11 protein-coding genes and 2 pseudogenes are annotated in these 12,775 nt (G+C 40.3%); 7 read left to right on the top strand and 6 right to left on the bottom strand.

All coding sequences use genetic code 11. The features are described 5' to 3' along the window. Positions 1-71 precede the first annotated feature (71 nt). The 3 genes from yeiB to Xets_RS07400 form a co-directional block, all read right to left on the bottom strand. Positions 72-1,205 carry a DUF418 domain-containing protein YeiB gene (yeiB, locus tag Xets_RS07410; protein WP_255430574.1) on the bottom strand — a complete coding sequence of 378 codons (1,134 nt, stop codon included), beginning with the start codon at positions 1,203-1,205 and terminating at the stop codon, positions 72-74. 39 nt (positions 1,206-1,244) lie between these two features. Further along, positions 1,245-1,913, bottom strand: coding sequence for a GTP cyclohydrolase I FolE (folE, locus tag Xets_RS07405; protein WP_099131924.1), 669 nt, complete (start codon positions 1,911-1,913; stop codon positions 1,245-1,247). A gap of 178 nt (positions 1,914-2,091) precedes the next feature. Beyond that, positions 2,092-3,276, bottom strand: a complete 1,185-nt coding sequence (locus Xets_RS07400) for a YbfB/YjiJ family MFS transporter (protein WP_099131923.1) — start codon at positions 3,274-3,276, stop codon at positions 2,092-2,094. Positions 3,277-3,482: 206 nt separating this feature from the next. Between Xets_RS07400 and moeA the strand changes: the two genes are divergently transcribed. Together moeA and moeB are read left to right on the top strand one after the other, a co-directional pair. Next, the gene (moeA, locus tag Xets_RS07395) at positions 3,483-4,739 is read left to right on the top strand and encodes a molybdopterin molybdotransferase MoeA (protein ID WP_187651377.1); all 1,257 of its coding nucleotides are present in this window, start codon (positions 3,483-3,485) and stop codon (positions 4,737-4,739) included. Positions 4,740-4,771: 32 nt separating this feature from the next. Then, positions 4,772-5,527, top strand: a complete 756-nt coding sequence (moeB, locus tag Xets_RS07390; protein WP_099131921.1) for a molybdopterin-synthase adenylyltransferase MoeB — start codon at positions 4,772-4,774, stop codon at positions 5,525-5,527. Between the two features lie 93 nt (positions 5,528-5,620). Here moeB and Xets_RS07385 read toward each other — a convergent pair whose 3' ends face one another. Next, positions 5,621-7,216: an ABC-F family ATPase gene (locus tag Xets_RS07385; RefSeq protein ID WP_120211368.1), complete on the bottom strand. Its 1,596-nt coding sequence runs from the start codon at positions 7,214-7,216 to the stop codon at positions 5,621-5,623. Between the two features lie 265 nt (positions 7,217-7,481). Between Xets_RS07385 and Xets_RS07380 the strand changes: the two are divergent. From Xets_RS07380 to speD, 4 genes and pseudogenes are all read left to right on the top strand, one after another. After that, a pseudogene (locus Xets_RS07380) lies at positions 7,482-8,075 on the top strand (Gfo/Idh/MocA family protein). A gap of 93 nt (positions 8,076-8,168) precedes the next feature. Next, the gene (locus tag Xets_RS28335; RefSeq protein ID WP_370588213.1) at positions 8,169-8,354 is read left to right on the top strand and encodes a winged helix-turn-helix domain-containing protein; all 186 of its coding nucleotides are present in this window, start codon (positions 8,169-8,171) and stop codon (positions 8,352-8,354) included. Between the two features lie 32 nt (positions 8,355-8,386). Beyond that, positions 8,387-8,608: a transposase gene (locus tag Xets_RS28330; protein ID WP_370588212.1), complete on the top strand. Its 222-nt coding sequence runs from the start codon at positions 8,387-8,389 to the stop codon at positions 8,606-8,608. 483 nt (positions 8,609-9,091) lie between these two features. Next, complete coding sequence (speD, locus tag Xets_RS07370; protein ID WP_244589817.1) at positions 9,092-10,615, top strand: adenosylmethionine decarboxylase; 1,524 nt, start codon at positions 9,092-9,094, stop codon at positions 10,613-10,615. A gap of 143 nt (positions 10,616-10,758) precedes the next feature. On the opposite strand, the pseudogene Xets_RS07365 reads toward speD, so the two are convergent. After that, a pseudogene (locus Xets_RS07365) lies at positions 10,759-10,989 on the bottom strand (ATP-binding cassette domain-containing protein); the annotation flags it as partial. Positions 10,990-11,254: 265 nt separating this feature from the next. Here Xets_RS07365 and Xets_RS07360 point away from each other — a divergent pair. Then, on the top strand, positions 11,255-12,262 hold the full coding sequence (locus Xets_RS07360) for a Gfo/Idh/MocA family protein (protein WP_187651376.1): 1,008 nt from the start codon (positions 11,255-11,257) through the stop codon (positions 12,260-12,262). 157 nt (positions 12,263-12,419) lie between these two features. On the opposite strand, the gene Xets_RS07355 is transcribed toward Xets_RS07360, so the two are convergent. Next, positions 12,420-12,662: a GNAT family N-acetyltransferase gene (locus tag Xets_RS07355; RefSeq protein WP_187651420.1), complete on the bottom strand. Its 243-nt coding sequence runs from the start codon at positions 12,660-12,662 to the stop codon at positions 12,420-12,422. Positions 12,663-12,775 lie beyond the last annotated feature (113 nt).

Raw genomic sequence — 12,775 nt, 5'->3', positions numbered from 1 at the left:
TAAACTGCAACCTGAAACCTATTAACCTCTAAAAATCTGTCAGAGGTGAAATGGTTGGCGCAAAGCTTTTCCTAAACCTTACCTGCCAACTTTACTGTTAAACTGCGCCAGAGCTTTTCCATCGGGCCCTGAGAATAACGCTTCAACCACCAGCAAGCAAACCAAATATTCAATGCCCAGATAAAGGGAATAAATGCCATTAACTCCAAACGGCTAAACTGCCCAAATAACTCAAAGCGATAAAAAAGTGTGGTACAAACCAGTGTTTGCAACAAATAGCTACTCAGTGCCATTTTCCCAACCTGCCGGAGCCAAAACGTGATTTTCCAATGTGAAATAGCAGACCAAAACCCATAAATCAGTGCGATATAAGCCAATGCCAGCAGCGGTGTTGCCAATTCAGTGATGGTATAACGGACAGTCCAGGATGCAAAATAACTGTAGGGATATAAATATTGTATCGACAAGGCAATACCCTGAATCGTCATACCAACGGGGATCAGGCATAATGCTAATCGGCGGTAATGTTTACGACTGAATTCCCCTTTTAACCAACCATTACGCAGCAACATAGCACCACAAAGCATGACACCCATTATTTGCCAGCCATATTGCACAATCACCACAATCATCGCACCGCTTATCTGACGAATACGATATTCTATGGCCAATAATCCACCATACGTTTTCCAGTAGTTTTCATAAGAAATATCTTCCGGTGTAGGCTGCCAGAATGAATTATTTTCTCCTAAGGGAAAGAGTCCCAGAAGGTAAAACATCATTACGCCAAATAAATAGAAAGTCACCGCTGTACCAAACAATTTTTGACGATTATCGATAAAACGCCATGCTAATAAGCCAACAACGCCATATGACAACAAAATGTCGCCATCCCATAGCAAAACACCATGCAATAAACCAATAACAGCCAAAACCAGTAACCTGGGGATATTCCAATCACGCCCCCGCTGCCGAAGCAATTCGAGTGATGCTCCGAACAACAGCGTCAAGATGAACAAAAATTTTCCCTGAGTAAAGGTATTCAATACAGACCATGTCATCACGTCAGAGAACGAAACTGAATCTTTATAAAACAGATTCATATAGGCTGCATATGGCAAGGCAAAACTGGAAATGTTCAGCAGCAATATTCCCAAAATGGCAAAACCGCGCACACTATCAAGTATCTCAATTCTCTGACACATTACCCCATTACAACTGTGTTTCATGGTAATAGAAATTCATCATGATAAGTGCAAATGGCGCACAGCACGCAGGAACTCCTGTCGTGTATTCTGGCTGGTTTTAAATAACCCTCCCAGCGAAGTCGTCGTTGTGGTACTGGTCGCATCGCGAATACCACGCGCTTTCACGCAATAATGGACAGCATCGATGGAAACAGCGACGTTATTTGTACCAAGCAGGATTTGTAGTGCAATCAGGATCTGCTGTGTTAAACGCTCCTGCACTTGTGGGCGCTGCGCAAAAAACTGGACAATGCGGTTAATCTTTGACAAACCAATGACTTTGTCCTTAGGAATATAAGCAACCGTGGCTTTGCCATCAATAGTGACAAAATGGTGTTCACAAGTGCTGGTCATCGTAATATCACGCACTGTCACCATTTCATCTACTTTCATTTTATTTTCTATCAGCGTAATTTTCGGGAAATTGTTATAGTCCAACCCTGAGAATATCTCATCCACATACATTTTCGCGATACGACCCGGCGTATCTGCCAAACTGTCATCACTCAAATCGAGATTTAACAGCTTCATAATTTCTGTCATATGTTCCTCAATGCGTGCTTTACGCACCTCTGGCGCCAAAGTTGGTCCACGCAATGGGGTTTCAAGACCACGGTCAACCAGTGCCGAATGCACCAGTGCAGCTTCTGTACTTAGGGATGACATCAGTTTCTCCAAGGTAAATATTTCCGTTACTTGACGGGAAATCGGGACACTTATTTTACGCAGATATCGGCGAATGTAATACCACACTAATCTATTCTATCTTGTTCTACGCATATATCGTCTGCGCGAATACACGAATAGGCGCATAACTATACCTGTACATCCTCAATGCACCAAATCAGGATGGTTCACGATGAGTATTAGTGCGATAAAATACCAGCAACCCGGCAATGAGCAACCCAATAAATGCAATATACAAAGCAGGTTCCAATTTGCCTGTCAGCCATGTCGAAATAGCTGATAACATTGGCCCTACCAATTGCCCTAGCGCATAACCGGTGGTCAGCAATCCCGCCATATATCGGGCATGATTGGGCGCCAATTCACGACCATACTGCAAAGCAAGCTGTACTACACACATAAATCCACCGCCTACCAGCAATGCCCCAATCATCAAACCACCAATGCCCGGTAACATTTCGGCAATCAAAATACCCAGAGCCTGAAGCCATAACGTAACCGCCAGGCGGATTTGAGATGTTGATACATTACGCAGCAAAATTCCCAGCATGATACCAATGACCGAAGCACCACCAAATATTGGCCAGACAAATTGGGCAAACAAGCTATCAGGGAAACGCTCTGTCGCCATTTGGGAAAGAAACGTCGCAGGTAAAATATAGCCAAACCCAGCCAGACTATAACACCACACCAATCGCTTGATTTCCGGTGTCATGTTCAGTGTTTGGATCGCCGTCTGCGGACGGTGCAATTCACCGCTGCGAGGCAGATAGCGACTGACATAAATACTGAATAACAGCGCCAGAATGCCATATAACATCCACGCATTGGCGGCACTCATCTGCCAGGATTGAACCCCAATTGCTACCATGCCACTGATAAAGATCCCCACCCCCGTCCCTGAGAAAACGGCTGCACTCAATCCTGGATGATTCAATTTTGTCAACTCATCATTCGCCCATGCGGCTACCAATACCAACGTCCAGCCACTTGCCCAGCCAATAAAAAAGCGGGCAATACTGTGCAATATGGGTCCATCCAACAATGCGGAAAGCAAGGTGATAATGACCGCTCCCCACAAACCGCTCCACAAACGGTATTCCACAAAACGTTGCGCCCGCATGGCATCATAAGAACCCGCCAGATAGCCGAGGTAATTGAATGCTGCGACTATTCCCGCACTCGTTAATGTCAGTTGGGACTCAGCGATCATCAATGGAACTTGTGGGGTAAAAGTGAAGCGTCCTATTCCCATTGCAACAACCAAAGCGAGAAAACCGCTTAATGCAATCTGAAAAGCCTGATAGTTACGACTACCAGATGTAACAGTTTTATTTTTCATAGTGATTAAATAGTAATGAAGTTAATTGATTTGGTAGGCATTATTCAGTTATAACAAATCATAAATATAATATATATCTTTTCTTAACAACCTCTCTTTGGCAGTCACCATTGCCTGTCATTCCCCATCAATGCAATCTTTGCCATAATGCATTCAATACAAGAATAAACACTTGTCCGCAATTTGCGGCGTATAGGGAGTTTCTTATGGATCATTGTCATACCTCAGATTTAATCTCACTTGATCAGGCACTAGAAAAATTACTGGCACACACCGTTCCCCTCACTGCTACTCCTCTGATCACGACAGAAACCATTAACCTGACTGAATCTGCGGGCAGAATTACCGCCACTGATATCATTTCCCCGATCAACGTACCCTCGTTTGATAACTCAGCAATGGATGGTTATGCCATTCGCCTTGCAGATCTTAACGAAAACCAAACCTTGCCAATGGCAGGCAAGGCGTTGGCGGGTATGCCGTTTCAGCAGGAATGGCCGACTGGCAGTTGCATCCGCATTATGACCGGTGCTCCCATTCCTTCTGGTGCTGATGCTATTGTTATGCAAGAACAAACGGAGGTTACCGAAACAGGAATTTGCTTCACCCATCCGGTAAAATCAGGGCAGAATATTCGCACCATTGGGGAAGATATCAGCCAAAATGCGTTGGTATTACCAAAAGGGATCAAACTCTCCACAGCACAATTACCACTGATTGCTTCACTAGGCATTACAACGGTTGATGTTGTCCGCAAACTGAAAATTGCCATTTTTTCTACCGGTGACGAGTTACAACCCATCGGTGAACCCTTACAAGCAGGCCAAATTTACGATACCAACCGATTTGCCATTCGCCTGATGTTGGAAAAACTGGATTGTGAAATCATCGATCTTGGCGTAATCCGCGATGATCCCGATGCATTGCGCCAGACCTTTATTGAAGCAGATAAAAAAGCTGATTTAGTAATCAGCAGCGGTGGCGTTTCCGTTGGTGAAGCTGATTACACCAAACAAATCTTAGAAGAAGCAGGAAAAATCAGTTTTTGGAAACTCGCCATTAAACCGGGTAAGCCTTTCGCCTTTGGTAAATTGGAAAATGCCTGGTTCTGCGGCTTACCCGGCAATCCGGTGTCTGCCGTGCTCACCTTCTACCAATTAGTACAACCGTTGATTGCCCACCTATCGGGTTTTACTGCATGGCAACCGCCTATGCGTCTCACCGCCAAGACGACAACACCCTTGAAAAAATCCCCCGGCAGACTGGATTTCCAACGCGGTATTGCTTCACTGAATGAACATGGTGAATTAGAGGTACAAACTACGGGGCATCAAGGCTCGCATATCTTTAGTTCATATGATCTTGGCAACTGTTTTATTGTGTTGGAACGGGAACGTGGACATGTTGTTGCTGGTGAAACCGTGCAAATCGAGCTTTTCAACTATTTACTGAAAAATCAATAACTGAAAATCCAATAATAAGAAGATACCGAAAAATGGTAGTCGAACTTACCGATGAAGAGACCCTGCGTTATAACCGACAAATTGTCTTACGTGGTTTCGATTTCGACGGGCAGGAAGCATTAAAATCTGCCAAGGTGTTAATAGTGGGTGCTGGAGGGCTTGGTTGTGCCGCTTCCCAATATCTTGCAGTGGCGGGTATTGGGACAATTACCCTGCTGGATTTTGATACGGTTTCCCTTTCTAATCTGCAACGACAAATCCTCCACCGCGATGAGCGCATTGGTATGGCAAAAGTACATTCCGCGGCGCTGACCCTGCGGGAGCTCAACCCACACATCACCATCAACCCCATTGAAGGGCTATTGGATGATCCGGCGTTAGATGAGCTAATCAGCCAACACGAAATTGTGCTCGACTGTACAGATAATGTTGCCATTCGTGAACAACTCAATCACCTGTGTTATAGGCGTAAAATAACGTTGGTATCGGGTGCTGCGATCCGCATGGAAGGCCAACTTTCTGTCTTTACTTACCAACCGAAAGAGCCTTGTTATCGTTGCCTAAGCCGCTTGTTTGGTGAAAACAGCCTGACTTGTGCTGAAGCAGGTGTCATGGCGCCATTAGTAGGAACGATCGGCTCCTTGCAGGCAATAGAAACCATTAAACTATTAACCCAATACGGGCAAACCTGTTGTGGCAAAGTATTACTTTTCGATGCAATGACAATGCAATTTCGCCAAATAATGTTGCTGAAAGATCCCTTGTGTGAGATTTGCCAATCACAGTAACTATGTCTGGCAATAACTATGCCCATTGGAAGTTTTATAAAGAAACATCCAGCCAAATTTGGCTGGATGTTTCTCTTCCAATATAAATCCGGCTTACCCGACAATACCCTGACTTCTCAGATACTCATCATAAGTACCTTTAAAATCAATAACCTTATCGGATTTAATCTCCAAAATACGGCTAGCCAGTGAACTAACAAAGGCACGGTCATGGGAGACGAAAATCAGCGTTCCCTGATAGAGTTCCAGCGCAAGGTTCAAAGATTCGATAGACTCCATATCCAAGTGGTTAGTTGGTTCATCCATAACCAAAATGTTAGGCTTATGCATCATCAGTTTGCCAAACAGCATCCGACCTTTCTCACCACCAGACAGCACACCGACTTTCTTCTTGATATCATCCTGCCCAAACAATAAGCGGCCGAGAATACTGCGTACTGCCTGCTCATCATCGCCTTCATGCTTCCATTGGCTCATCCACTCAAATACGGTCATATCACAGTTAAAATCACTGGCGTGATCCTGTGCGTAATAGCCAATCGTGCTGTTTTCGGACCATTTAATTGTGCCGCTATTTGGTGTTTCTTCACCCACCAGGGTCTTCAAGAGTGTCGTTTTACCAATACCGTTTTCACCGATTACCGCCATCTTTTCACCGACTTCCATCAGCAAATTCAGATCCTTGAACAGTGGTCCGTTATCGTAACCTTTGGTCAAATCCTCTAATTCCAGTGCATTACGGAACAGTTTTTTCTCTTGCTCAAAGCGGATATAAGGATTCTGACGGCTGGAAGCTTTCACTTCTTCCAACTGGATCTTATCAATCTGACGGGCACGGGAAGTTGCCTGTTTAGATTTGGAAGCATTAGCACTGAAACGGCTAACGAATGACTGCAATTCAGCAATCTGTGCCTTTTTCTTGGCATTATCAGCCAGCAAACGTTCACGAGCTTGCGTTGCGGCAATCATATACTCATCATAATTGCCAGGGAACAAACGCAGTTCACCATAGTCCAAATCGGCCATATGGGTACATACCGTATTCAGAAAATGACGGTCATGGGAAATGATGATCATAGTGCTGTTACGTTCGTTGAGCACTTCCTCCAACCAACGGATAGTATCGATATCCAGGTTGTTGGTTGGTTCATCGAGCAGCAAGACATCAGGATCGGAAAACAAAGCTTGTGCCAACAATACACGCAATTTCCAGCCCGGAGCTACTGCACTCATCAAGCCATAATGCTGCTCAACAGGAATTCCGACACCCAGCAACAATTCGCCAGCACGCGCTTCTGCACTGTAACCATCCATCTCACCATAAGCGACTTCCAGATCCGCGACACGATAGCCATCTTCTTCGCTCATTTCTGTCATCGCATAAATGCGGTCACGCTCCTGTTTGACTTCCCACAGCTCCTTATGCCCCATGATGACGGTATCCAACACGGTATATTCTTCGAAAGCAAACTGATCCTGACGCAACTTACCCAGACGCTCATTAGGATCAAGGCTGACATTACCGGAAGTTGGGGTTAAATCTCTGCCCAAGATTTTCATGAAAGTAGATTTACCTGCCCCATTCGCCCCAATCAGACCATAACGGTTACCGTTGCCGAATTTGACAGAAATATTTTCAAACAGTGGCTTACTGCCAAACTGCATAGTGATGTTGTTTGTACTTAACACAACTGTTGCTCTTATAAGTGAATAAAAAGGGAGATGATAAAACCGATAGCCGCGCATTATGCCACAACAGAAGAAAAGTATCGCCTGAATGCGTTACTCACTTTTAAAATCAGGGTAATACCTTAAATAACGTACTGAATATTAATCACTTTTATATAAAAGAAACTAATCTGTTGAACAGAGAAATATAGAATAGAAAACGATACTGTTATAAACTTTCCTCTATATTTTACAAATCAACAAATTGATATATCGGAAAAACGCAATGCAAAAAGTAAGATGGGGTATTATAGGTTGTGGTAATGTAACAGAAGTAAAAAGTGGTCCTGCTTTTTATAAGTTAGAGAATTCAGAATTAGTCGCTGTCATGCGCCGCAATGCAGATTTAGCCAAAGATTTTGCCAAGCGGCACAATATCCGAAAATGGTATTCAGATGCCGAATCTTTGATTAATGATCCGGAAGTTGATGCCGTTTATATTGCTACCCCACCTTCTACCCATAAGAAAGATACTATTTTGGCAGCATAAACTGGCAAAAGTGTTTATGTCGAAAAACCAATGGCATTAACATTTGAAGAATGCAACGAAATGATTGCCATCTGCCGATTTCAAAAAGTTCCCCTGTTCGTCGCTTATTATCGCAGAGCATTACCAAGATTTATTAAAATAAAAGCATTAATTGATTCTGGAGCAATTGGTACACCAAGAATTGTCAATTGCATGCAATTCAGGGAAATGGCGTCTATTTATCAAGATCCTGATAATTTGCCCTGGTTTGTTAAACCAGAAATATCTGGTGGTGACTTATTTGTTGATCAGGGCACGAGCACACTATTTTTACTGTTTTTTAAAGATTAATAATTTTCAATATTTTATTTTTATAGTTTTATATCGGGTAATAATTGAACTAAATCACAGTTCTTGTGAGTCGCGTATCTGACGGCAAATTTGATGCACACGACCGCACAAATTGTTGCTTGGGTCTGGGCACGCTGGCAGGTCACTTTCTCTGTGGCCGGGATGACAAAATGGCTCCACCGTCAGGGATTCAACTACAAGAAACCGGTGGGAACACCTCATAAATTCGATATGGATAAACAGCAACAATTTATTGAGAGTTACACCGCGCTAAAATAGTTCAATTTTTTGCTGAGGTCCTGAATATCAAGTTGCATTATCTGCCTCCTTACAGCCCTAACCTCAACCCGATTGAGCGATTATGGAAGTACGCGAATGAGCAGGTACGAAACAATGTCTATTTCCCGGATACCAAAACGTTCCGTGAAACCCTTCATCATTTTTTTCATGTCACCTTACCCGAAAAAGTACAGGAATTAGCTACCCGGCTGACCGATAATTTCCAGACTTTAATTCCTGCATCTTCAAGTTAATTGCGTATAAAGGAGCGGCTATGTCATTTCAACTCACCATAAAAGTCGAGCATCGCGTTATTTTCCATATTGTAATAACCATTCTTTATTTTTTATAAAACTCAATTAATTATCCCGCATTAATTAAAATAATAAATTGGTTTTTACCAAACTATATAGAAGATCAAAAAGCACTTATATATGAACACCAATAAAATAAAAATAAGTTAATATAACTTAAGTTGCTATTTCAATATGTTATAAATAACTAAAACCACACGTTATACTCCTCTAGTTTATTATTTATTTAGAAATAGAAACTAGTTGAAAATTATAAGCCACTATATAATGTTGAATTTTATAAATTACTCGTCGGATTTGTAGCATTTATGGGGAGAGATAAATGGCAGGATTCAGAAAGAGCGACGGTAACAGATTCAAGTATAATTTAGATATCTGAATGAACAATTCTGGACATTAATTACGCTATCAGATTATAAGAATATGCAAAAAGAGATTACGATGAATACACTAGGCATTATAAAAAACAACATGAAGTTGTCACACCCGGTTGAAGTATTAGAGACCTTACTAATACGCTTATATTTATATGACCGTACATCAAACAAAGACCTTTCATTAAAAAGCAATTTACCTATTCCTATCATCTCGGCATTTAAAAAAGAATTAATAAAGTATAATTTTGCTGAAAATAAAGGGGTTTTTAAATTAAACTCAACAGGTATAAAATACGTTCAAAATGAACTGAAATATAAATCAATTGATATCAATAAATATAATTTACTTTCTTCAAATGAAAAACGAGAAGAGTTTGCAAATGAACTATCCGTTTTACTGGAGCCCATATATAACAACAGACCACAAGTCAATGTCTTATTAGATCAAGCTCATGCAACATTAGAGACATCAATAAGCAGGGTAATGTTATTACTTAATAACCCACGAGTATTTAAACAAAACATTCTATTCTTAGGCGATGATGATTTAACTTCTTTAGCCTTAATGATGGCATTTAAAAAACTCGGACATTATTCTTCAAAAAATATTTTTGTCAAAGATATAGATCAAGATCTATTAACATTTATCCAAGATATAGCGAATCAAAATGATTTTTTTATTAATACCGAGTATTTAGATCTAAAACGCGCTAACGTTTACACCAAAGATTTTGACATTATTTGGACAGATCCTCCTTATACATTGAGTGGATTAAAATTATTTTTATCACGTGCAATTAGTTTAGCTAAAAATGATAACAGTGAGATTTTACTTTCATTTGGTCAAAAAAAACCAATGGAAAACCAAGAGGTACAGCGGTTACTCAACAACCAAAATCTCCTTATCAAGAATATTTATCCGCAATTCAATAAATATCATGGCGGAAGTATTATAAGTAATGTCAGTGATTTATATGTTCTTTCTGTGACTCCACACACATATCCAATCATTTCAGGGAAAAGTGACTACTCAGATAAAATATACACAGGAGAATTAAATCCTCGTATAAAATTTTATCAATGTAAATCATGCAATAACATGATAACCATTGGGCACGGAAAAAACATATTAACGATAGAACAGTTAATCGAGACAACGTGTGATAAGTGTCACGGCAATAAATTTCAATATCGTGGTCAAGAGAAAGTCAATTCATCAACTAATGTAAGTCAACTTGGGACTCACATTATTGTAGATATGAAAGATTGTGATGCAGAAATATTGAAATCGGTATCAGCCATTGAAAAAATCATGCTTGATGTTGCCCAAAAATTTGGGTTAAACATTGTTACTCATAATTTTCATCAATTCAAACCATGGGGTGTCAGTGGAGCACTAATATTGGCTGAGTCACATTTTACTATTCACACATGGCCAGAGTATCATTATGCAGCACTTGATTTATTTGCCTGTAATGAATTTAAACATCAAGATGCGTTTATAACGGAGTTACAAATGCAGCTTAATGCCCAAGAATATGAGTATAAAATACTACAGAGAGGGTTTTAATTTTAAAATAAGTAAAATCCCTTATTAACACCTTACCCACGAAATAACTGATTGTTAATTAGCCAGGAGTGAAAGGCAATCAGTTACAGAATAATAAACGTACTGAATTTTGTTACATTACGTACATATACCTAACCTTGTGCTTTGAAAGCAAACTGATCCTGACGCAACTTACCCAAACGCTCATTAGGATCAAGGCTGACATTACCAGAAGTTGGGGTTAAATCTCTGCCCAAGATTTTCATGAAAGTAGATTTACCTGCCCCATTCGCCCCAATCAGACCATAACGGTTACCGTTGCCGAATTTGACAGAAATATTTTCAAACAGTGGCTTACTGCCAAACTGCATAGTGATGTTGTTTGTACTTAACACAACTGTTGCTCTTATAAGTGAATAAAAAGGGAGATGATAAAACCGATAGCCGCGCATTATGCCACAACAGAAGAAAAGTATCGCCTGAATGCGTTACTCACTTTTAAAATCAGGGTAATACCTTAAATAACGTACTGAATATTAATCACTTTTATATAAAAGAAACTAATCTGTTGAACAGAGAAATATAGAATAGAAAACGGTACTGTTATAAACTTTCCTCTATATTTTACAAATCAACAAATTGATATATCGGAAAAACGCAATGCAAAAAGTAAGATGGGGTATTATAGGTTGTGGTAATGTAACAGAAGTAAAAAGTGGTCCTGCTTTTTATAAGTTAGAGAATTCAGAATTAGTCGCTGTCATGCGCCGCAATGCAGATTTAGCCAAAGATTTTGCCAAGCGGCACAATATCCGAAAATGGTATTCAGATGCCGAATCTTTGATTAATGATCCGGAAGTTGATGCCGTTTATATTGCTACCCCACCTTCTACCCATAAGAAATATACTATTTTGGCAGCACAAGCTGGCAAAAGTGTTTATGTCGAAAAACCAATGGCATTAACATTTGAAGAATGCAACGAAATGATTGCCATCTGCCGATTTCAAAAAGTTCCCCTGTTCGTCGCTTATTATCGCAGAGCATTACCAAGATTTATTAAAATAAAAGCATTAATTGATTCTGGAGCAATTGGTACACCAAGAATTGTCAATTGCATGCAATTCAGGGAAATGGCGTCTATTTATCAAGATCCTGATAATTTGCCCTGGTTTGTTAAACCAGAAATATCTGGTGGTGGCTTATTTGTTGATTTAGCTTGTCATACACTTGATATATTGGATTTTCTGCTGGGTAAAATTACTTCAATTAAAGGACATGCCCATTCACAAGCAAAAGCCTATCCCGCCGAAGACTGTGTTTCCATGTCATTTATGTTCGAGAATCATATTCAAGGAGTTGGAATTTGGAATTTTGTCGCCAGTTTTCGCGAGGATAAAGTCGAAATTATCGGTACAAAAGGAAAAATAGTTTTTGCAACATTTGGTGATTCCCCCATTTCATACTATGACGAAAATAACCAGCTACACCAATATCATTTCGAAAATCCAAAACATATTCAAATGCCATTCATTCAGACGGTTATTAATAACATACAGGGCAATGGCAGTTGCTCATCCACGGGTGAATCTGCCGCCCGCACCAGTTGGGTTATTGATGAAGTATTAAAAGAGTATCGGGCTGCTTCAAACACTATTTCCCACAAGTAGTCACTAGCTAGATACAATATTGTAAAAAACCTAAAAATAACAAATCTTGTATAAATTTTTAAACTACCTTAATTTATGTTGTGGATCAGATTAATACGTTAACGACTACAATAACCATCAAAGTATAGCTTTGATGGTTTTAATATATCATTCCTGATCACAAGGTAAGTGCCATCGTTCTGCTGGCTTCTTGATACCCTTCCCTTATATAAAAGCGTATCGCATCAACATTCTGGGATAATACGCTCAGTTCAAGGTGTGAATAATGGTTTTCTTGCGCCCACTTTTTCATACCAGCCAATAATTTCTGGCCAATTCCAAGATTTCTGGCATCCTGACGCACCATTAAGTCAAAAACATAACCATAACGCGATGCTCGACTTTTATGGTGAGTTGAAATGACATAGCCGCTCCTTTATAACTTTAAGTTGACAAACAAAGAGAAATAAAGGAACAAAAGGCTATGTCACAACAAGATTTTATCATTTGGGTGTTTTGTTGGGTAGAGGATAA

It is taken from the genome of Xenorhabdus sp. TS4, from assembly GCF_014467265.1.
Lineage (GTDB): Bacteria > Pseudomonadota > Gammaproteobacteria > Enterobacterales > Enterobacteriaceae > Xenorhabdus > Xenorhabdus ehlersii.
Note: the sequence above shows the minus strand (reverse complement) of the source record. Positions and strands in the feature narration are given on the sequence as shown.